Below are 21,477 nucleotides of genomic sequence, written 5' to 3'. Positions count from 1 at the left end.
CTGGGAGTAAATCGGCCCGCGATTGGGTACTTCGGGTCAATGCGCTCACAAGGCGTCGGGGGCGCGGTGAAGGATGTCGGGTGGCTCGCCATCGCGGCCCTGTCCCTGACCGCGGTGATGGCGCTGCTCGGATACGTCGTCACCGATCTATTGCCGTCGAGCGCGGTCGGCCGCTGGGACGCCGACGTGCCGCGTCGTCTGCTCGAGTACCGCCAGAACGACGAGGTCTCGGAAAGCAAGATCATCACGACGCTGTCGGCGACACCGACCATCGTCATCCTCACCGTGCTGGCCGCGATTGTGTTCCGCTGGATGTTCGGTCGCTGGCGTGAGTCGCTTGTGGTCATCTGTGCGGTGGTGGGCGAGACCGCGATTTTTATGGCGACGACCATGCTCATCGACCGGCCGCGCCCGAGTGTGTCGCACATGGACGTCGCACCGCCGACGTCGTCGTTCCCCTCCGGCCACACCGCCGCAGCGGTGTGCTTCTACGGTTCGATCGCCGCGATCGTGGTGTGGCACAGTACCAACCGTTGGGTCAAAGTCGTCGCCGTAATCAGCTGCGCCGCAGTACCGTTGACGATCGCCGCCAGTCGCATCTACCGCGGCATGCACTACCCGACCGACGTACTGGCCGGCGCGCTTCTCGGAGCGCTGTGGTTGAGCATCGTCGTCTTCTTCGTGCATCGGCGCAGCGCTGACGGGCACCCCGACGCGGTCCTCGACGCCGACGCGAGGCTGGTGAAGCGCTGATGCGCGCCGCGATCATCGTCAAGCCGGCGAAGTCCGACACGGCCGAGCTGCGCAAGCAGGTCGACAAGACGCTGGCTGCCGCCGGTTGGGCACCATCCCTGTGGCTGGAGACGACGCCGACGGATCCAGGCGCCGGGATGGCCGAGGCCGCGGTTGAGGCGGGCGTGCAACTGGTCATGATCTGTGGCGGCGACGGCACCGTGATGGCATGCCTCGACGCGCTTTCGCGATCCGGCCTTCCCGTTGCGGTCCTTCCGCTCGGCAGCGGCAACCTGCTTGCCCGAAATCTCGGAATTCCCCTCGAATTCGATGAGTCGCTGAACGTCGCCGTCAACGGGGACGACCGGCTCATCGACTTGGGACGGGTCGGCGACCAGCCGTTCGCGGTGATGGCGGGGATGGGTTTGGACGCCGCGATGATGGCCGATACAACCGAACGGATGAAGCGGGTGGCCGGATGGCCTGCGTACGTGGCAAGTGCCCTGCGGCACTTGCGGGACCCGGTGATGCGAGTGCAGCTGAGCATCGATGGCGGCCCGCCGGTGAGTCGGTCCGCCCGAACGGTGTTGGTCGGCAACGTCGGGGAGCTGGAGGGCGGCCTCGAGCTGTTGCCCGCCGCGTCGGTCGACGACGGCCTGCTCGACGTTGTCATCGTCGCGCCAAGGAAACTGCGTGACTGGGTTCGGGTGGCGTATCGGATCGTCCGCAAGCCACACACCCGCGATCGGCACCTTGAACACTTCGCAGGACAGGCCATTTCGATCGAGGCCGATCGCGAGGTGCCGCGCCAGGTGGACGGCGAGGTCATCGACGACGGCCGTCACATCGACGCGCGCGTCGAGCCGGGCGCGCTCATCGTGCGGGTACCGCGGTCGTCTGCGGCCGCGGCGTGACCGGGTAGGGAGAAGCGATGGGCACATCGAGTCGCGTCCCGCAGACGACCACGATCGCCGGCGATGAACTCTCGGCCGACGATGCCATGACCGCACTGCGGCGCTACGGGCGATGGAACCTGGTGAAGAACTCGTTCGTCCGGTTCAGATACGCCGACGGGTTCTCCCACTCGCGCGCGCTCGCGCTGCAGCTGTGCCTGTCCTTCATCCCGCTCGTCATCGCGGTCGTCGGCCTGGCAGGCGCCGTGCATCAGGAGAAGGCCGCACAGGTGATCATCCAGACCGTGGCAGGCGTGCTGCCAGGCAAGGATCAAGGTGACATGGTCGAGCAGGCCGCGCAGCGCACACACGATCAAGGTGTCACCGGCGGTCAGCTGGCGCTGTGGCTTGGTCTGCTCGCGGCGATCATCGCGCTGACGACGGCGATGGGCCAGATCGAGCGGGGCGCCAACCGGATCTACGGCATCGAACGCGACCGCCCAGCGCTTCGCAAGTACGGCCGGGCGCTGCTGATGGCGCTCACGGCCGGACTGCTGCTGCAGCTCGGGTTCCTCGTCATCATCGCGGGCGACGCACTCGGCGACTCGCTTGCCGCGACGTATGGCTTGGGCGAGGTGTTCCAGACCATGTGGACGATCGGTAGCTGGCCGGTCGGCATCGTGTTGGCCTGGGCTTCCTTCACCGTCATCATCGAACGGGCGCCGCGCAGGCAGCAGCCGGGTTACTCGTGGCTTGCCTTCGGCGCCGGAGTGTCGCTCGTGCTGTGGCTGGTGTTGACCGGGCTGCTGGCGCTCTACGTCGTCAAGAGCGGCTCGTTCGGCAGCACGTACGGTCCGTTGACCGGGATCTTCGCCCTGCTGCTTTGGGCGAACCTGTCCTCAGTCGCACTGTTCCTCGGCGTCTCGTTCGCCGCGCAGCTCGAGGCGGTTCGGGCGGGCGCACCAGAGCCGACGACGGGAGATCCGCTTGCCGCCGAGCGATCACCGGCCTCCGACGATCGGCCAGATCGGATCGTGGCCCGCTGACAGTCGTAAGTCGCCATGTCACAGCAACAGACCGCGACCACGCCCGTTATCGTGATCGGCGTGGAAGGCACGCCGCAGGAGGGCACGCCGTTCGGCCGCTACACGCTGATCGAGCTGCTGGGCCGCGGCGGCATGGGTGAGGTGTGGAAGGCCCACGACACCGCCATCGACCGCGTGGTCGCGCTGAAGATGCTGCTTCCCCATTACGCCAAGGACCCCGATTTCGACCGGCGGTTCCGCCGCGAGGCCAGGGCAGCCGCCCGGCTGGACGATCCCCACGTCGTGCCGATCTACGACGTCGGCGAGATCGACGACCGCCTGTATGTCACCATGCGGCTGATCAATGGCACCGACCTGCAGACGCTCATCGACAAGGGCCCGCTCGAGCCGCGCCGCGCGGTGGCGATCATCGACCAGATCGCGTCGGCACTGCACAACGCCCACAACGTGGGGCTGGTGCACCGCGACGTCAAACCGTCCAACGTCCTGGTGGACAAGAACGACTACGCCTACCTCATCGACTTCGGCATCGCCCGCGCCGCCACCGACACCCGACTGACCTCGGCCAGCTCCGCGATCGGCACCTGGGCCTACATGGCACCCGAACGGTTCAATTCCGGTGACGTCCATCCCAGTTCCGACGTCTACGCGCTGGCGTGCGTGCTCTATCAATGCCTGACCGGCCAACAGCCGTTCCCCGGCAACACCCTCGAGCAGGTCGCCGTCGGGCACATGGTCACCCCGCCACCGCGGCCGTCCGAACGCGCCGCCATCCCGCCTGCCATGGACCAGGTGATCGCCACCGGACTCGCCAAGCAACCCGCCGACCGCTACTCCACCACGATCGAAATGGCCTCCGCGGCAAAGGAAGCCGTCACGGGGGCCGGTGCATCGGTTGCTGTGCCACCACCACCGCCACCGACGCCCGCTGCCGGTCTGCCCGCCCAGAGCTGGCCTCAGCAACCGTGGACGCAAGTGGGCAACACCCCGGCCCCGTATCCGGCGTCGGCGCCGACGCAGTTCAGCGGACCTCACCACGTGCAGCAGCCCCCACCCCGGCCACCGGCGCCGAAGAAGTCGAGCGGCAAGCACGGCATCCTGATCGGCGCGGCGGTGTTCGTCGTGACGCTGCTCGTCGTGGGTGGCGTGATCGGCTTCATCGAGCTCACCCAGCGCGACAAGACCACGCCGAGCGGGCCCGCCACCGCCGCCCCCGGTGGCGTCGAGTTCAGCGGGACCTACCGAGCGGACTACGGGCCGGGCACGGACCTCGATGACAAGCCGGTGCCGAATGCGCCTGCGACGACGAGCAATTGGGCCGTCAGGTCGGAATGCGGCGCCAGCGGTTGCGTGGCGACGGCGGCGAACGTCAGCGGCGGCGGCACGGCGCTGTTGTCGAATCTGACGTTCGATCAGATGGGCGGCGTCTGGGTGGCCGTCGGCCTCGCCTCTGCGGAATGCGGCGGCGACGGGCCGTCGGAGATCTGGGTGATCACGACGTTGCAGCCGCTTCCCGACGGCACGCTCTCCGGCGACAGCGTCAGGGCCTCCACCGACAGCCTGTGCGCGGCGAAGCGCACCGTGAAGTTCACCCGTACCGGCGACCCCGATCCGAACAAGGTCCCCGATCCCGGCGTCCTTCCGCCGCGTGTGACGTCTCCCGCCGACGGGTTGCGCGGCAGCTATCGGGAGACAACGACGTTCGCCGACGGCGACGTCGTGCCCGGCAAGAACCTCACCGCCGACACGTACTGCCTGCGCACCGGCGATAGCTGCATGAGCCTGTTTCACGCGGGCGGTCAGGCCGTCACGCTGATGTACGCCGACGAGAAGTGGACCCGCAACGAGAAGGGCACGACCACGTGCGGGGCCGCCGGCACGGCGCAGATGACGATCACCGCGGAGTACGCGATGCCCAAACAGCTCGACGATCCGATCTCGGTGCTCTCCGGGCGCGGGACGCAGACGATCGCACCCGGAGGAGCGTGCACCGGCGGCGGGGATTTCGAAGACAGGTTTGAGCGCACCGGCGACTAGGGCGCCGCGCTCGGGGGTGCGTCAGCAGGCGCAGCGGGAGACGAAAGCCCCGGTGAAGATCGCGATGATGAGGGCTTCGGTCGTCAGGCCCATCGCTGCCGTGATCGCAACAGCGGCGATGCCGGCGATGACGAGGACCAGCATCAGGACGCCCCACCACATATGCGCATGGCTGCGTGCCGCACGCGGCCTGACCTGGGACGCGAGCACCGCACCGTTGTGCGCTTCAAGCATGTGAAGGCCCCTTCGTTGTGACTGCAGACACAATATAGCCCTTCCAGTGAGCTGCCTCACAGCGTTGTCGGTTTCATGATCGTTAAGTTTCGGCATCCGCCGGATTCGGGGGCCGCAAAAATGCATCTAAGGTCGCCATTTCCGCGGCTTGACGACCAAGAATGCAGTTTCGGCGCGGAGGCGGCGCGACAATGGCGACGTGAGCGATGCAACGACGTGCGCGGTTGTCGGAGGCGGCCCGGCGGGCCTGTTCCTGGCCTTGATGCTGGCCCGCGCGGGCGTCGAGGTCACGGTGCTCGAAAAGCACGCCGACTTCCTGCGTGACTTCCGCGGTGACACGGTGCATCCCGTCACCATGCGACTGCTCGACGAGCTCGGCCTGTTCGAGCGGTTCGATCGCCTGCCGCACAGTGTCGTGGAGAGAGGGCAGTTCGACGTCGACGGCAATCTCTACACCCTCGTCGACTTCAGCCGGCTCCGGTCGCAGCCTCACCCCTACGTCGCGATGGTGCCGCAATGGGACCTGCTCGACTTGATCGCCGACGCCGCCCAAGAAGAGCCCACCTTCAACTTGCTCATGCAGCACGACGTCACCGGTCTGCTGCGTGACGGCGACCGGGTCACCGGTGTGCGGTTCACCAGCCCTGACGGCGCGGGCGAACTCCGTGCCGACCTCGTCGTGGGATGCGACGGGCGTACGTCGGCCGTGCGGCGGGACGCTGGGCTGCCCATTCGGGACTACCCGGTGCCGTTCGATGTGTGGTGGTTCCGGATGCCCCGCGATCAGCAGGCGCAGTTCTCGCTGATCCCGCGCACCAGACCCGGACGGGCTTTGATCATGATCCCGCGCGAGGGCTACTACCAGATCGCCTACCTGATTCCGAAGGGCAGCGACGCGGCGCTGCGGGCACGCGGGCTCGACGCGTTCCACCGCGAACTCTGTGAGATGATCCCCGAATCGTCGCCAGAGGCCATCACGTCGTGGGACGACGTGAAGATGCTCGACGTCCGGCTGGATCGTCTGCGTCGGTGGCACCGCGACGGGATGCTCTGCATCGGTGATGCCGCGCACGCCATGTCGCCGGTCGGCGGTGTCGGCATCAACCTCGCGATCGCCGATGCCGTCGCCGCGGCGGGCTATCTGGCGGAGCCACTTCGGACCCGACGTCTGACCGCCAAGCATCTCGCCGCGGTGCGGCGGCGCCGAATACTGCCCACCGTCGCGACCCAGACGATCCAACGCGTGCTGCATCGCGTCGCGCTCACGGCCGTGCTGCAGGGCCGCCAGGCGGCGAGGCCGCCAGACGCGGTGCTGAGAACGGTGCAGCGCTTTCCTGCGTTGACGGCCGTGCCCGCCTACGTCGTCGGCGTCGGCCTACTGCCCCAGCACGCGCCGGACTTCGCCCGCCGCTGACGCGCTAGGTCTGTGCGGGCAAGACGTGGTCGGCGACCTTGTCGGTGCTCAGGCACAGCGAGCAGACGTGGGCGTCGTGCGTTTCGCACTTCAGCATGTCGGGCCGCTCGTAATCGTGATGGCAGACATGGCATTTGAGGTGCTCGCCGGACGGGTTGCCGTGCTCGTCGTACATGGGCAGGTCGATGCCGTCGTCGGTGCGGCGCAGGTAGTACTTGCCCTTGGTGGCGATGGCGAAGATCGGCGGCAACACCAGCGCAAGGCCGATGGCGACCAGCGGCGAGTACGGCCGGATGGCCTCGCCGAGCCCGCCGAAGAACGCGATGACGGACACGCCCGCGGCGATCAGCATCGACCCGAAGCCGACGGGGTTGATCGCGTAGAGCATGCCGCGGCGGAACTCCGGCTCCATCGGCGACAGCTTGAGCAGGAACTTGTTGAAGACGATGTCGGAGGCCACCACGACGACCCACGCCATACCGCAGTTGGCGTAGAAGCCAAGGATCGTGTTGAGGAAGTCGAACATGTTGGCTTCCATCAGGATCAACGCGATCAGCAAGTTCACCCCGAGGAACACCAGCCGTCCCGGGTAGTGCTTGGTGACGCGGGTGAACGAGTTGGTCCAGGCCAGCGATCCCGAGTAGGCGTTGGTGACGTTGATCTTGATCTGGCTGATGACGACGAGCACCACGGCGAGCGTCATCGCCAGCCAGCCGGGCAGGAAGTTCTCGTAGATCTCCAGGAACTGATGCACCGGCTGGTTCGCGATGCCCGCGCTGTCGGCGACGTTGGCGATCAGATAGACCGCCAGGAACAGTCCGACGATCTGCTTGATGGCACCGAAGATGACCCAGCCCGGCCCGGCCAGGAACATCCACGTCCACCAACTGCGCTTGTTCTCAGGAGTTTTGGGCGGCATGAAACGCAAGTAGTCGTTCTGCTCGGCGATCTGGGCGATGAGCGACAGACACACACCCGCAGCAAGCAGGGTCGAGCCGAAGTCGAACCCTTGCACGCCGTTCTCGCCCTGGTAGGCGAAGAACTGGCCGACCGACTCTGGATGGCTGACGACGAGGTAGACGAACGGCGCGACCATCAGCACCAGCCACAGCGGCGTCGTCCAGACCTGAAGCGTGGAAAGCACTTTCATGCCGTAGATGACCAACGGGAAGATGATCAGGGTCGATGCGGCATACCCGAGCCACAGCGGTATTCCGAGCCCGAGTTTGAGGCCCTGGGCCATGATCGAGCCCTCGAGCGCGAAGAAGATGAAGGTGAACGTCGCGAAGATGACGTTGGTGACCACCGACCCGTAGTAGCCGAAACCGCTGCCGCGGGTCACCAGGTCGAGGTCGATGTTGTAGCGCGCCGAGTAGTAGGCGACGGGAAAGCCGGTGGCCATCACGACGATTGCGAAGATGAGGATGCCCCACAGCGCGTTCGTGGTGCCGTAGGAGATGCCGATGTTGGCGCCGATGGCGAAGTCAGCCAGGTAGGCGATGCCGCCGAGGGCCGAGATGCCGACCACCCGCGTCGACCACTTTCGATAGCTGCGCGGGGCGAACCGCAGCGTGTAGTCCTCGAGAGTTTCCTTGGTGGCCGTCATGGTGTCGAGGTCGGCCTCGGCGGCCTCGTTCACCGGCTCCTCGCTGACGTCTTGGGTCACCCGGCAAAGTTAGGCCCGCTTTGTTTCTGGACTATGACGCGCGTGTTCCGGGTGCGAGATATCGTCAGCGTCAATTAGATTGGCGCCGTGGTGCGGCCATCACGCGTTGAGCGCACTGCCCTTGCGCCACTGGTCCCACGGCACGCTCCAGTCGCCGTTCTGCCACTGCTGCAGCGGCGGCCCGCCGGTGTTGCGGACCTCGACGATGTCGCCGGGCACCGAGAAGTTGTAGAACCACACGGCGTTATCGCCGTTGAGGTTGAGGCAGCCGTGGGACACATTGGTGTTGCCCTGGGCCCAGACCGTGGAGTTCAGCTGATGCAGATAGATGCCGTCGATGCTGATGCGGGTGGCGTAGGCGACGGTCGTGCGATAGCCGCCCGCGCCGGTGAGCCCGTAGGTCGTTGAGTCCATGACGACGGGGTTGGCCTTGTCCAGCACGGTGTAGACACCCGGCGGGGTCCAGAAGTGCAAGGTCTTGCTGCCGACGACCTCGGTGCCGCCCATGCCCATGGAGGTCGGCATGGTGCGGACCAGCTTGCCGTTGTCGAACACGCTGACCTGTTTGGTCTTGTCGTCGGCGATCGAGACGTGGGCGTTGCCGATCTTGAACGAGACGTGCTGGTCCTCTTGGCCGTACATGCCGTCACCGAGTTGCGCGCCGTAGATGTCGGCGCTGACGTCGACGGTAGTGCCTGGTGCGTAATACTTCTCGGGTCGCCAGTGGGCGTTCTGGTCGTCGACCCAATTCCAGGCGCCCGCGACGGGCGGGTTGGTGGTGACGTGCAGGCGTTTCTCGGCGGCCGTCTTGTCGGTGATCGGTTCGTCGAAATGCGCGACGACGACGGTGCCGACGCCGTAGGTGTTGCCGTCGACGAGCGAGACACCCGCGGTGGTGTTGAGGTTGACGGCGGTCTCGTAGTCGGGCGACAGGGTGGTGAAGCTCGACGTCTGACGCGACGGCATGCCGCCGGGCCCGCGCGCGGCGACGGTCATGGTGTAGGTGCGGCCGTAGCTGAGTTGTTCGGTCGGGCGCCAGCCCGTCTTGTCGGGTGTCAGGGCGCCTGGCACCGTCTCGCCCCAGTCGTCGACCAGCTTGACGTTGTCGATGCGTCCGGTGAACGCGGCGACGGAGACCGGTACGGCCGGGTCGACATCGGCCGCTTGCGGCTTCGGGAAGACGCCGAGGGCGGCGGGCCGAGGAGGAGAAGGTTTAGGAGCGGACGCGGTATGCGCGGCGCTCGCGACGTCGCAGCCGGTCGAGCACTGGTCGGTGGTGTCGGCGACATCTCCAGCGAGAAGCACCAACGCCGCTATTGCGGCGACGGCGGAGGTGACGCAAACGCGACGGGACCAGGGCAATGGCACTCCAATGTGGGTCGGCATGGGCCGGACAATTGATCGGCTTGGCCGATCTGCGTCCAACTATAGGGGGCGCGGCTGCGCTTCGACGAACCTGTTGATTAAGCCTTGGTGGCAACTTCGAAGATCGGGATGACGCGATCGGTGCGCTTCTCGTATTCGGCGAATCCAGGAGCGCGTTCCTTGACGATCGCGAAGATCCGATCGCGTTCGTCGCTGGGCAGTTCGTTGGCGACGACGGTCCTTGGCGGGTCGGAGCCGATCTCGACCTGGACGTCGGGATGGGTGCGGATGTTGAACACCCAGGCGGGGCTCTTGTCGCGGCCGGCGGCGGAGCCGACGATGTAGATCTTGTCGTCGATGTCGAAATAGCCGACGAGGTTGATGCGTTCGGCGCCGCTCTTGGCGCCGGTGGAAGTCAGAAGCAGGAGCGGGAAGCCCTCGAACTGCCCGCCGACCTTGCCGCCGTTGCGGCGGAACTCCTCGATGTTGCGCTCGTTGAAGTCGCGCTCGGAGGCCATGTCGTCGTCGGGCATGTCCCCATGGTGGCACGCGGCGCGCGGACGCACGGTCAGGTGCTGGCGGGGGTCCAGCCGTATCGACCGACTGCCCGCCGACGTCGGCCGGTCTCGGGGTGTTGACCGGCGGCCGTTGTCCGCAACGGGTGGCTCCGTGCCCGCCTCAGAGCGATTCTTTCGCTCACCCCGTCGACCGTTCGGTACCAGCGAATGTTTCGCTGCGGGGCGGGCAGCTTCCCAGCATCGCAGCATCCCGTCGGTGTCCCTCTATATGGTCGGGTCAGAAGGTAGGGGACGAATGAGCGAACACACGCATGATCCGAAACTGTCAGGAAAATTCTCCAAGGCGTTGGTGTACGCGGAGTGCAAGCACCACAACCAGGTACGCAAGGGGGGTGACATCCCCTTTGTCGGCCATCTGCTTTCGGTGGCAAGCCTGGTGATCAACGACGGGGGCTCCGAGGAGCAGGCCATCGCCGCGCTACTGCATGACGCGGTGGAAGACGCAGGCGGGCCGTCGACGCTCGAGGAGATCCGCGCCAACTTCGGCGACGACGTCGCGCGCATCGTCGAGCAGTGCAGCGACACCGACGAGGTACCCAAGCCGCCGTGGCTGGAACGCAAGCAGCGCTACATCGACCACCTCGCGGACGTCGGCCGCGACACGCTTCTGGTGTCGGTGGCCGACAAGCTGGACAACGCGCGGTCGATGCTGCGCGACTACCACACCCACGGCCCGGCTCTGTGGGACCGGTTCAACCGGAAGAATCCGCACGACCACCTCTGGTATTACGAGAGCCTGCTCGAGGCGTACCGCAGACACGAGTTGGACAGCTGGATGGTCGGCGAGCTCGGGCGAGTGGTCGGCGAGCTGAAGCGACTCGTCGAAGGCGGCGACAGGGCAGTCGTAGTCTGACGCCCGATGGCACTGCATCTCCATCGCGCGCAGCGATCCGATCTCCTGGCCGACGGCCTCGGCGCGCTGCTCGCCGATCCGCTTCCCGACCCGTTCGCCGAGGAGCTGGTCATCGTTCCTGCCAAGGGCGTCGAGCGGTGGCTGAGCCAGCGGCTGTCACACATCCTCGGCCGCGGAACCGAAGCCGACGGTGTCTGCGCAGGCATCTCGTTCCGCAACCCGCGCTCGCTGATCGCCGAGATCACCGGCACCGACGCCGAAGACCCGTGGCATCCCGACACGCTGGTGTGGCCACTGCTCGAGGTGATCGACGAAAGCTGCGACGCCGACTGGTGCAAGACGCTGGCCACCCATCTCGGCCACTTTGTCGCGGGCGAGGAACGCGAGCTCCGGATGGGCCGCCGCTACGCCGTCGCCCGACGGCTCGCCGGGCTCTTCGCGTCCTACGCGCGGCAGCGGCCGCAGCTGCTCGTCGACTGGGAGAATGACGACGCCGACGGGCTCGACAGCGACCTCGACTGGCAGCCGCACCTCTGGCGGGCCGTGCTGGACCGCGTCGAGGCCGACCCGCCCCACATCAGGCACGCGAAAACACTTGTCACACTGCAGGAGTCCCCCACCGATCTGCCCGAGCGCATCTCCCTCTTCGGTCACACCCGGTTACCCAGCACCGAGATCGAACTGCTCGACGCACTGTCCACCCACCACGACCTTCACCTGTGGCTGCCGCACCCAAGCGACAACCTGTGGCAGTCGCTCGCCGACGTGCACGGCCAGATCGCTCGCCGCGGCGACACCAGCCACCGGGAAGTCGGGCACCCGCTGTTGGCCACCCTCGGCCGCGACCTACGCGAACTGCAACGCAGCCTGCCCCAGCATCGGCAGACCGACGAATACCTGCTTGGATCGACAGGCGCCCATGACCGCCCCGACACCCTGCTCGGCTGGTTGCAGTCCGACATCGCCGCCAACGAAATACCACGCGGCGGGCGCACGCTGCGTCCCGACGACCGTTCGGTGCAGGTGCACAGCTGCCACGGTCCGGCCCGCCAAATCGATGTCCTGCGAGAGGTTTTGCTCGGCCTGCTCGCCGACGACGAGACGCTGGAACCGCGCGACATCCTCGTCATGTGCCCGGACATCGAGAGCTATGCGCCGCTGATCGTCGCGGGGTTCGGGCTCGGCGACATCATCAAGGGCGTGCATCCCGCGCACAAGCTGCGGGTCCGGCTGGCAGACCGCTCGCTTGTGCAGACCAACCCGCTGCTGGGCGTGGCGTCGCAGCTGCTCGCGCTCGCAGGCGGGCGCGCCACGTCCAGCGAGGTGCTCAACCTCGCGCAGGCGGCGCCGGTGCGGGCCCGGTTCGGGTTCACCGACGACAACCTCGACGACATCACGCGTTGGGTACGCCAGGCCAACATCCGATGGGGCTTCGACCGCGACAGCCGCAAGCTGTACGGCGTCGACTTCGTGCAGAACACGTGGCGTTTCGGCATCGACCGTGTACTCGCGGGGGTGGCGATGTCTGACGACTCACACGCCTGGATCGAGACGACCCTGCCGCTCGACGACGTCAGCAGCAACCGCGTCGAGCTGGCAGGCCAGCTGGCCGAGTACGTCGACCGGCTGCAGCACGTCGTCGAATCCCTCACCGGCCTCAAGCCGTTGCGCGAGTGGCTGACTGCGCTGGAACGAGGCATCGACCTGCTCGCCCGCGTCGATGATGACGACGCCTGGCAGACCAGTCAGCTGCAGCGCGAGTTCGGCGACGTGCTCACCGACGCGGGTCCCCGCGCGCAGACGAGGATGCGTCTGCCCGACATCCGCGCGCTCCTTGACCGCCACCTTGCGGGGCGTCCGACGCGGGCCAACTTCCGCACCGGCACCCTGACGGTGTGCACGATGGTGCCGATGCGCTCGGTCCCGCACCGCGTGGTCTGCCTCGTCGGCCTCGACGACGGCATCTTCCCGCGCCTTGGTGTGGTCGACGGCGACGACGTGCTCGCCCGCGACCCGATGACCGGCGAACGCGACATTCGTTCCGAGGATCGCCAACTGCTGCTCGACGCGATCGGCGCCGCGACCGAGAAGCTCGTCATCACCTACACCGGCGCCAACGAGTACTCCGGCCAGGAGCGGCCGCCGGCGGTGCCACTGGCCGAGCTCCTCGACACCCTCGACCTGACCACCGAACACAAGGTCGGCAAGCAGATCGTCGTCAAACATCCGTTGCAGCCCTTCGACACTCGCAACGTCATCCCTGGCAAGCTGATCCCGGACGAACCGTTCACGTTCGACCCGACCGTGCTGAAGGCGGCCAAGGCCCGCTTTGGTGATCGCGCCGAGAAGCCGCCGTTCATCTCCGGCCTGCTGCCCGCTCCCCCGCTCGACGATGTCGTGCTCGCCGACCTGGTCGCGTTCTTCCGGGATCCGGTGAAGGGGTTCTACCGGGCGCTGGACTTCACGTTGCCGTGGGAGGTCGACGGGGTCGAGGACGCCATGCCCGTCGACATCAATGCACTCGAGGAGTGGACGGTCGGCGATCGGATGCTCGCCGACATGTTGGCGGGGATGGCGGCCGAGGAGGCGATACACGCGGAGTGGCGGCGCGGCACGCTGCCGCCGGGCCAGCTCGGGTGGCGCAAGGCCACCGAGATCCGCGACCAGGCCGCGCTGCTGGCCGAAACCGCCCTTGGGTACCGCAAGTCCGACGCTGATGCAGTCGACGTCGATATCGACCTCGGCGGTAGGCGGTTGGTGGGCACCGTCTCTCCGGTGTTCGGCGAGCGGCTGGTCTCGGTGACGTATTCGAAGCCGGGCGGACGCCAGCTGCTGCAGTCGTGGATTCCGTTGCTGGCGTTGCTCGCTCACGATCCGAGTCAGGACTGGGCGGCGGTGTGCATCTGTCGCGCCAGGAAGGGCACGACGCCGCAGCTGACCACCCTGCGCAGACCCGCCGAACCCGCCGTGGACCTGCTGGCCGATCTCGTCGCGATGTACGACGAGGGCCGTCGCGAACCACTGCCGCTGCCGACCAAGACATCGTTCGCGTGGGCGGAGGCCGTACACACCCACGGCGATCCGGAGCGTTCGGCAGGGTACCGGTGGAAGTCCGATCGCTATCCGGGCGACGATGCCGAACCGGCGCACGTTCGGACGTGGGGTCATGGCGCGTGGCTGAGGGTCCTCGTCGATGCGGGCCTCGGCCACTACGCGGGCCGCCTGTGGCTGCCGATGCTTCGAGCCATGGACGCTTGATGGAGAACTTCGATCTGCTGGGTCGGCTGCCCGATGCACGGTCGACGACCGTGCTGGAGGCGAGCGCGGGCACGGGCAAGACGTTCGCGTTGGCCGGCCTTGTCACGCGCTACATCGCCGAGGGCGCGGCGACGCTGGACCAGATGCTGCTGATCACCTTCGGGCGGGCGGCGACGCAGGAGTTGCGCGACCGCGTGCGGCGCCAAATCGTCGACGCGGTAGTGGCCTTCGACGATCCGTCCTGGGTCGGCGACAATCAGGTGATCGTGCATCTGCTCGACTGCGCCGACGGTGAGCGCGATGACCGTCGCCGACGACTGCGCGACGCGTTGGCGGCGTTCGACGCCGCGACCATCGCCACCACACACCAGTTCTGTCAGATGGTGCTCAAATCGCTTGGGGTGGCGGGCGACAGCGACACCGGCGTCACGCTTGTCGAGAGCCTCGACGAGTTGGTTGCCGAGATCGTCGACGACCTCTACCTCCGGCACTTCGGGCTCGAACGGGACTTCCCGCTGCTGAACTACGACGACGCCCTTCGACTGGCCCACGAGGTGGTCAAGCACCCCGCGACCGAGCTGCGACCGAAGGAGCCGCCGCCGGACTCCCGCGCCGCGGTGTGCGTCGACTTCGCGAAAGACGTTCTGGCCGAATTGGAAGTCCGCAAGCGACGACGCCACATCCTCGGCTACGACGACCTGCTCACCCGGCTGGCCGATGCGCTTGAAGCCGACGATTCGCCGGCCCAGCTGCGGATGCATCAGCGGTGGCCCATCGTGATGGTCGACGAGTTCCAGGACACCGACCCGGTGCAATGGAAAGTGATTCGCCGCGCGTTCAATCGTCGCTCGACGCTGATCCTGATCGGCGACCCGAAGCAGGCCATCTACGCGTTCCGCGGCGGCGACATCGTCACCTACCTCAACGCCGCGGAAACAGCAGGCGTGCGGAAGACTCTCGGCAAGAACTGGCGCAGCGACGCCGCCCTGTTGAACCGACTGCAGACGCTGCTCGGCGGGGCCGCGCTCGGCGACGAGCGGATCATCGTGCACGAGGTAGAGGCGCACTATCGCGGCTCACGGCTGAAGGGCGCTCCGTGCGAGGACCCGTTCCGGTTACGCGTGGTGAAACGGGATACGTTCGGCTGCAAAGGAACCCGCACCATCGCGATCGGAGACCTGCGTACGCACATCCCGCGCGATCTGGCCGCCGATATCGGCGCTCTGCTGGCCAGCGGCGCCACCTTCGACGGCGAGCCGCTGGAGGCACGCGATATCGCGGTGATCGTGGAGAGCCACAAGGATGCGCGCGCCTGCTATCGCGCGCTTGGCGACGCGGGCATCCCTGCGGTGTACACCGGTGACTCGGACATCTTCAACTCCGACGCCGCCGAGGACTGGCTGACGCTGCTCGAGGCGTTCGACCAGCCGCATCGGTCGGGCATGGTGCGGGCCGCCGCGGCGACGATGTTCTTCGGTAAGACGGCCGACGAGCTTGTCGATGGCGGCGACAAGCTGACCGACGAGATCGCCGAAACGCTGCGGGAGTGGGCGGGACAGGCCCGCGAGCGCGGTGTCGCCGCCATCTTCGAAGCCGCGCAGCTGGACGGGATGAGCCTGCGGGTGTTGTCCTGGCAGGTCGGCGAGCGACAGATGACCGACCTTGCGCACATGACGCAGCTGCTGCAGGAGGCCGCCCACCGCGAGCACTTCAGCCTGCCCGCGCTGCGTGACTGGCTGCGCGAGCAACGCGAAGAGCGAAGCGGTACAACGGAACGCGCCCGTCGGCTCGACCACGACGCGGCTGCCGTGCAGATTATGACGGTATGGGTGGCCAAGGGCCTGCAGTTCCCGGTTGTTTACCTGCCGTTCGCGTTCAACCGCAATGTGCAGGACCGCAAGCTGGTGTTGTACCACGAGGGCGATCAGCGGTGCCTGCACGTCGGCGGGGTCGACAGCCCGGACTTCAACGCGGTCGCGGTGCTGGGCCGAAGAGAGGATGCCAGCGACGTCAGCCGGTTGATGTACGTGGCGATGACGCGGGCGCAGTCGCAGGTGGTCGCGTGGTGGGCGCCGTCGTGGGACGAGCCCAACGGCGGGTTGTCTCGGCTCCTGCGCGGTCGGCGGCCCGGTGACGCCGCGGTACCGGATCGTTGTTCGCCGGACAAGATCTCCGACGACGATGCGATGGCACGGTTCGGTGAATGGGAGGCGGCGGGCGGGTTCGTCATCGAGGAGTCGGTCGTGCGACCGTTTCCGGCGCTGCCGCCGCAGGAGCAGAGGGCGGACCTGGCCGCACGGCACTTCCACCGTTCGATCGACGCCGCGTGGCGGCGGACGTCGTACTCGGGTCTGATCCGAGCGGCCGAGTCGACGCCGGTGAGCAGCGAACCGGAAGTCGTCGAATTGGACGACGAGGTCGCCGAGATACCGCTGACGACGACGGCGGTCGGCGCGGATGTGGCCTCGCCGATGGCGGATCTGCCGATGGGCGCGAAGTTCGGCACGCTGGTGCACGCGGTGTTGGAGACGGCGGATCCGTTCGCCGCCGACCTGACGGCCGAGCTGGAAACCCATGTTCGCGAGCATGCGGTGTGGTGGCCGGTCGACGTGGCTGCCGCCGAGTTGGCAGCGGCGCTGGTGCCGATGCACGATACTCCCCTCGGCCCGTTGGCTGACGGCTTGACGCTGCGGCAGATCGGGCTACAGGACCGGATGCGGGAAATGGACTTCGAATTCCCCTTGGCCGGTGGCGATCTGCGCGCAGCGGCGCCCGACATCCGGCTGTCGCACGTCGGCGAACTGATGCGGGCGCATCTGCCGGGGGACGACCCGTTGGCGTCGTACGCGGATCGGTTGAGCGGGGCTGCACTCGGCGGCCAGCCGCTGAAGGGATACCTGTCGGGTTCGGTGGACGCGGTGCTGCGGATCGGTGACCGGTACGTGGTCGTCGACTACAAGACGAATTGGCTCGGGGATCCATCCGAACCGCTGACGGCGGCGGACTACGCCAAGCCGCGACTCGTCGAGGCGATGCTGCATTCCGACTATCCGCTGCAGGCGCTGCTGTACAGCGTTGTGCTGCATCGGTTCCTGCGGTGGCGACTCCCCGCCTACGCGCCGGACAAGCACATCGGCGGCGTGATGTACCTGTTCCTGCGCGGTATGTGCGGGCCGGACACCCCGGTGGTCGACGGGCACCCGGCGGGTGTGTTCAGTTGGCAGCCGCCCGCGTCGCTGATCACCGCGATGTCGGATCTGCTCGACTCTGGCAGGGTGGCCGCGTGACGGCGATGGAATGGCGGCAGGCGCACGGGGCGGTGGGCCTGCTGCGGGCATTCGTCGACGCCGAGGTCCTCGAGTCGTCCGATGTGCACGTGGCGCAACGGCTTACCGCACTGGCGAAGGAGTCTGATGAGAGGGTCGCACTGGCCGTCGCGGTGGCAGTGCGGGCGCTGCGCAACGGGTCGGTGTGCGTCGACCTGAGGTCGGTCGAGGCGCAGGTCGGCTTCGACGGACTGCCGTGGCCGGACGTCGACGCTTGGCTGGCGGCTATCGGCGCGAGCGCGTTGGCGGGCACGCCGTCGGCGCTGCGCGTCGACGGCGACCTGCTGTACCTCGACCGATACTGGCTCGAAGAGCAGCAAGTCGCCGACGACGTGCACACGATGATCACGGCGAAACCCCAGAAGGTGTCGCCCGACATCGACCGCCTGTTCCCTGCGGGATTCGAAGAGCAGCGCGCGGCGGCGAAAGTCGCTTTGGCGCAGGGGCTGACGGTGCTGACGGGCGGGCCGGGTACGGGCAAGACGACGACGGTCGCGCGCCTGCTTGCGTTGCTCGCTGCGGGCACGCGTTTGCGGATCGCGCTTGCTGCCCCGACGGGTAAGGCGGCTGCCCGCTTGCAGGAGGCGGTGGCGCTGGAGGTCGGCAAGCTCGACGCGGCCGACCGGGAGGCGCTGTCGGGGATGCATGCGACGACGCTGCACCGGCTGCTTGGCAGCAGACCGGACACATCGGCGAGGTTCCGCCACAACCGGGGCAACCGGCTGCCGCACGACGTGATCGTGGTCGACGAGACGTCGATGGTGTCGCTGACGATGATGGCGCGGCTACTGGAGGCGGTCCGCCCCGACGCGCGGCTGATCCTGGTTGGCGACCCGGACCAGTTGGCGTCGGTGGAGGCGGGCGCGGTGCTCGCGGATCTGGTCGACGGGCTGGACACCTCCAAGCTGGCGGCGCTGAAGACGCCGCACCGGTTCGGCGAGTCAATCGGGGCGTTGGCGTCGGCGATCCGAGCGGGTGCGGCGGATGCAGCCATCGAGGTGCTACGGGCGGGCGGCGAGCACATCGAGTGGGTCGACACCGACCAGCCGGCGGAGCATCTGCGCAAGGTGGTTGTGCCGCAGGCGCTTCGGCTGCGGGAGGCGGCGATCCTCGGCAATGCGGACGTGGCGCTGCAGACGCTCGACGAGCACCGGCTGTTGTGTGCGCATCGGCGCGGCCCGTACGGGGTGCGGTTCTGGAATCGGCAGGTCGAGCGATGGCTGGCCGAGGAGACGGGCGAGGCGATCTGGTCCGACTGGTATGCGGGGCGGCCCGTGCTGGTGACTGCGAACGACTACGGGTTGAAGCTCTACAACGGCGACACGGGCGTCACGGTGGTGCGCGACGGCGTCTTGCGGGCGGTGATCGCCGGGACGGAGCAGCTGGAGTTCGCGACAGGCCGGTTGTCGGACGTGGACACGATGCACGCGATGACGATCCACAAGAGCCAGGGCAGTCAGGCCGACGAGGTGACTGTGCTGCTTCCACAGCAGGATTCCCGCCTGCTGTTGCGTGAGCTGTTCTACACGGCGGTCACCCGCGCCAAGACGCGGGTGCGTGTCGTCGGGTCCGAAGCGGCGTTGCGGGCCGCGGTCGAACGGCGTGCGGTGCGGGCGTCCGGGCTGGGCCGACGACTGCAGGCCGCCGACTGATACGCGGAGCTTCCATCAGCCGGGTTCGCGCGGAGGTAACGTGGGCGCCCGTGGCGGGGACATCCGGCGCGCTCGTCCTGACCGATGAGTTCCGCGAGGCGCTCGAGTTGCTGGCCGGCGGTGAGCATGTCTTTCTGACCGGCAAGGCGGGCACGGGCAAGTCGACGCTGATTCGCCTGTTCATCGCCGAGACGGACCGCAACGTGGTGGTCGTTGCACCGACGGGCATCGCCGCCCTCAACGTCGACGGCTACACCATTCACCGGCTGTTCGGGTTCCGCACGACGACGACGCTCGACGACGTCCGCAGCGGTGATTACCGGCCCGGCCGCTTCACCAAGACGCTGGCGTCGCTGCAGACGCTGATCATCGACGAGGCGTCGATGGTGCGCGCCGACGTCTTCGACATGGTGGCCCTTGCGCTGTCGCGGTTCGGGCCGCAGCCGGGAACGCCGTTCGGCGGGGTGCAGATCGTGTTGGTCGGCGATCTCTATCAACTGCCGCCGGTCGTCACCGAGGGCGAGGCCGATTTCTTTTCGGCGGCCTCCTCACAAGGTTACGAGACGCCGTACTTCTTCTCCGCGCACAGTTTCCGTCGGGACGAGTTCCCGACCGTCGCGTTGACGACGGTGTTCCGCCAGCTCGGCGATGACCGGATGACGGCCATTCTCAACGAGATTCGCGAGGGTGTGCTGCTGGGGCATGCACAGGAGCAGCTCAATGCGCGTGCCGACGCCGACTTCGTTCCGCCCGACGGGGAATTCTGGCTGACGCTGGCACCGACGAACCGGCTGGTGACCGCGCGCAACCGCCAGCACCTCGAACGGCTGTCCGGCGATGAGTTGGTGCATCAGGCGCGTGCGTCGGGTGACTTGTCGTTGTTCGACCCTCCGGTCGAGGAGACGCTGCGGTTCAAGGTCGGCGCACAGGTGATGATGCTGAACAACGACCAGGGCAACCGCTGGGTCAACGGCACCATCGGCCGCGTGATCGGCATCGACTACGACCGCTACGGCGCAGTCGTCGAAGTGGAGTTCACCGACGGCTCGTATGCCGAGGTGACGCCGTATACGTGGGAGGCGACGCGACCCGTGGTGAGCGGCGGCTCACTGGGGCGCGAGGTGATCGGCTCGTACACCCAGCTGCCGTTCAAGCTGGCGTGGGCGATCACGATCCACAAGAGCCAGGGCCAGACGTTGGAGCGTCTTGTGGTGGATCTGACCGGCGGTATGTTCTCGACCGGCCAGCTCTATGTGGCATTGAGCCGGTGCACCTCGCTGGCGGGGCTGGTGCTGAAAAGGCCTGTGCTGCCCAAGGATTTGAAGACGGACCGTCGTATTGCACGGTTCTTGCGCAGCTCGGTCGGTAGCTCCGGCGCGCGGCGCTACTGCGCCATCGGGATGCTGACGGTCGGCGACGAGGGCCGGATGTCGCGGCCGCGGCCGGTTGAGCTGGCGGTGGCCTTCGACGACGGCACCGCGGTGACATCGTTGATCAACCCGCAGCGGGATCTGGCGGATGCGCGAAAGTCGTTCGGGATCACAGTGTCCGACGTGCTGTTGGCGCCGACACTGCGCGAGGCATGGGCGGTGATAGCGCCGATGCTGGCAGGTTGCACTCCGGTTGGTTTCGGAGTGGACGAGACGCTCGGCCTGATCGACTTCGAGCTCAAGCGGCTCGGCTGTGTGACGGTGATGCCGTTGGGTGTGGAGCTGCGAGGGGCGCGGGCGTCGGGTGCGACGGCTTTGGAACGAGCGCAGGCGGCGTTGAGGGCACACGGTGGATCGGATTCGGAGGACGGGTCGTCGGCGTTCGAGGAGCCCGAGCCCGCGGAGTCGATTTCGGGCATGTTGGTGAGCCGGGATCAGTCGGTTCCCACGCCGACGGCCGGTCACCTGCCCGGGTTGTCGGCGCTGCTGCGGGTGAGCAGGGACGTCGGCGGGGCGCTTCTGGGTTCGGCAGCGCCCGCGGTGCGCGCAGGCGGGGACACCCCGTGGGATGCCGCGGCGAGGCAGGCGGTGGCCGACCAGCTGCGGTCGGCGGCGGGGCGGGTGGCGCTGACAGCACAAGCCGTGTCGCGGTTGTGCGCGGCGTCCGACCTGTTGGGTGTCGAGATCGTTTCGGAGTCGGTGTGTTTGGAGCGCGACGACATCGGCGACGTGTTGGCGCCGGGCACCAGGATCTGTTTCACCGGGACGGCGCAGGACCGGGCGGGACGCATCGTGGAGCGCTGGGAGATGGAAGACCTGGCGGCCTCGGCCGGGTTGACGCCGGTGGCGTCGGTGACGAAGACGCGCTGTGAGGTGTTGGTGACCGCCGAGGCGGGCAGCCAATCGGGCAAGGCGCGCAAGGCGCAGGAGTACGGCAAGCCGGTATTCACCGCCGACGAGTTCCTGGCGTGGGCGGCAAAAAGGTAGTTGGAT

General features: G+C 67.5%; 14 protein-coding genes. 10 read left to right on the top strand and 4 right to left on the bottom strand.

Annotated features, from left to right (window positions below; genetic code table 11):
- Window positions 1–39 precede the first annotated feature (39 nt).
- Genes D6M19_RS31420 through D6M19_RS31405 form a run of 4 tightly spaced genes read left to right on the top strand, consistent with a single transcriptional unit; the run spans window position 40 to window position 4,708 of the window.
- A complete protein-coding gene (locus tag D6M19_RS31420; protein WP_164478786.1) occupies window positions 40–753 on the top strand; it encodes a phosphatase PAP2 family protein in 714 nt (237 codons plus the stop codon).
- Window positions 753–1,646, top strand: a complete 894-nt coding sequence (locus D6M19_RS31415; RefSeq protein ID WP_123029210.1) for a diacylglycerol/lipid kinase family protein — start codon at window positions 753–755, stop codon at window positions 1,644–1,646. The genes D6M19_RS31420 and D6M19_RS31415 overlap by 1 nt, the downstream gene beginning before the upstream one ends.
- Before the next feature lie 17 nt (window positions 1,647–1,663).
- The gene (locus D6M19_RS31410) at window positions 1,664–2,671 is read left to right on the top strand and encodes a YihY/virulence factor BrkB family protein (RefSeq protein ID WP_123029209.1); all 1,008 of its coding nucleotides are present in this window, start codon (window positions 1,664–1,666) and stop codon (window positions 2,669–2,671) included.
- 15 nt (window positions 2,672–2,686) lie between these two features.
- Window positions 2,687–4,708, top strand: coding sequence for a serine/threonine-protein kinase (locus D6M19_RS31405; protein WP_123029208.1), 2,022 nt, complete (start codon window positions 2,687–2,689; stop codon window positions 4,706–4,708).
- A gap of 21 nt (window positions 4,709–4,729) precedes the next feature.
- On the opposite strand, the gene D6M19_RS31400 is transcribed toward D6M19_RS31405, so the two are convergent.
- A complete protein-coding gene (locus tag D6M19_RS31400) occupies window positions 4,730–4,942 on the bottom strand; it encodes a hypothetical protein (RefSeq protein ID WP_123029207.1) in 213 nt (70 codons plus the stop codon).
- A 199-nt stretch (window positions 4,943–5,141) separates the two neighbouring features.
- Between D6M19_RS31400 and D6M19_RS31395 the strand changes: the two genes are divergently transcribed.
- Entirely contained in the window at window positions 5,142–6,356 is a 1,215-nt protein-coding gene (locus tag D6M19_RS31395; protein WP_123029206.1) for an FAD-dependent oxidoreductase, read from the top strand.
- Between the two features lie 4 nt (window positions 6,357–6,360).
- Here D6M19_RS31395 and D6M19_RS31390 read toward each other — a convergent pair whose 3' ends face one another.
- The 3 genes from D6M19_RS31390 to D6M19_RS31380 form a co-directional block, all read right to left on the bottom strand.
- Window positions 6,361–7,962 (bottom strand): purine-cytosine permease family protein, encoded by a 1,602-nt coding sequence (locus D6M19_RS31390; RefSeq protein WP_123029230.1) that lies wholly within the window; start codon window positions 7,960–7,962, stop codon window positions 6,361–6,363.
- A gap of 159 nt (window positions 7,963–8,121) precedes the next feature.
- Complete coding sequence (locus tag D6M19_RS31385) at window positions 8,122–9,408, bottom strand: L,D-transpeptidase (protein WP_123029205.1); 1,287 nt, start codon at window positions 9,406–9,408, stop codon at window positions 8,122–8,124.
- 77 nt (window positions 9,409–9,485) lie between these two features.
- Window positions 9,486–9,920, bottom strand: a complete 435-nt coding sequence (locus tag D6M19_RS31380; RefSeq protein ID WP_123029204.1) for a nitroreductase family deazaflavin-dependent oxidoreductase — start codon at window positions 9,918–9,920, stop codon at window positions 9,486–9,488.
- 280 nt (window positions 9,921–10,200) lie between these two features.
- On the opposite strand from D6M19_RS31380, the gene D6M19_RS31375 reads away from it, so the two are divergent.
- The 5 genes from D6M19_RS31375 to D6M19_RS31355 are packed head-to-tail and all read left to right on the top strand — an operon-like array spanning window position 10,201 to window position 21,471.
- A complete protein-coding gene (locus D6M19_RS31375) occupies window positions 10,201–10,818 on the top strand; it encodes an HD domain-containing protein (protein WP_123029203.1) in 618 nt (205 codons plus the stop codon).
- Between the two features lie 6 nt (window positions 10,819–10,824).
- The gene (gene recC, locus D6M19_RS31370) at window positions 10,825–14,076 is read left to right on the top strand and encodes an exodeoxyribonuclease V subunit gamma (RefSeq protein WP_123029202.1); all 3,252 of its coding nucleotides are present in this window, start codon (window positions 10,825–10,827) and stop codon (window positions 14,074–14,076) included.
- Window positions 14,076–17,363, top strand: a complete 3,288-nt coding sequence (gene recB, locus D6M19_RS31365) for an exodeoxyribonuclease V subunit beta (protein ID WP_123029201.1) — start codon at window positions 14,076–14,078, stop codon at window positions 17,361–17,363. The genes recC and recB overlap by 1 nt, the downstream gene beginning before the upstream one ends.
- 5 nt (window positions 17,364–17,368) lie before the next feature.
- Window positions 17,369–19,054 carry an exodeoxyribonuclease V subunit alpha gene (recD, locus tag D6M19_RS31360; protein WP_164478788.1) on the top strand — a complete coding sequence of 562 codons (1,686 nt, stop codon included), beginning with the start codon at window positions 17,369–17,371 and terminating at the stop codon, window positions 19,052–19,054.
- Window positions 19,055–19,104: 50 nt separating this feature from the next.
- Complete coding sequence (locus D6M19_RS31355; RefSeq protein WP_123029200.1) at window positions 19,105–21,471, top strand: AAA family ATPase; 2,367 nt, start codon at window positions 19,105–19,107, stop codon at window positions 21,469–21,471.
- Window positions 21,472–21,477 lie beyond the last annotated feature (6 nt).

The sequence above is a fragment of the Mycolicibacterium stellerae genome, assembly GCF_003719305.1.
Lineage (GTDB): Bacteria > Actinomycetota > Actinomycetes > Mycobacteriales > Mycobacteriaceae > Mycobacterium > Mycobacterium stellerae.
Note: the sequence above shows the minus strand (reverse complement) of the source record. Positions and strands in the feature narration are given on the sequence as shown.

Coding starts and splice junctions, on each gene's coding strand:
- D6M19_RS31410 (WP_123029209.1), top strand. CDS start 1,664: ATGGGCACATCGAGTCGCGTCCCGCAGACGACCACGATCGCCGGCGAT.
- D6M19_RS31385 (WP_123029205.1), bottom strand. CDS start 9,408: ATGCCGACCCACATTGGAGTGCCATTGCCCTGGTCCCGTCGCGTTTGC.
- D6M19_RS31405 (WP_123029208.1), top strand. CDS start 2,687: ATGTCACAGCAACAGACCGCGACCACGCCCGTTATCGTGATCGGCGTG.
- recD (WP_164478788.1), top strand. CDS start 17,369: ATGGAATGGCGGCAGGCGCACGGGGCGGTGGGCCTGCTGCGGGCATTC.
- recB (WP_123029201.1), top strand. CDS start 14,076: ATGGAGAACTTCGATCTGCTGGGTCGGCTGCCCGATGCACGGTCGACG.
- D6M19_RS31375 (WP_123029203.1), top strand. CDS start 10,201: ATGAGCGAACACACGCATGATCCGAAACTGTCAGGAAAATTCTCCAAG.
- D6M19_RS31415 (WP_123029210.1), top strand. CDS start 753: ATGCGCGCCGCGATCATCGTCAAGCCGGCGAAGTCCGACACGGCCGAG.
- D6M19_RS31390 (WP_123029230.1), bottom strand. CDS start 7,962: ATGACGGCCACCAAGGAAACTCTCGAGGACTACACGCTGCGGTTCGCC.
- D6M19_RS31420 (WP_164478786.1), top strand. CDS start 40: ATGCGCTCACAAGGCGTCGGGGGCGCGGTGAAGGATGTCGGGTGGCTC.
- D6M19_RS31400 (WP_123029207.1), bottom strand. CDS start 4,942: ATGCTTGAAGCGCACAACGGTGCGGTGCTCGCGTCCCAGGTCAGGCCG.
- recC (WP_123029202.1), top strand. CDS start 10,825: ATGGCACTGCATCTCCATCGCGCGCAGCGATCCGATCTCCTGGCCGAC.
- D6M19_RS31380 (WP_123029204.1), bottom strand. CDS start 9,920: ATGCCCGACGACGACATGGCCTCCGAGCGCGACTTCAACGAGCGCAAC.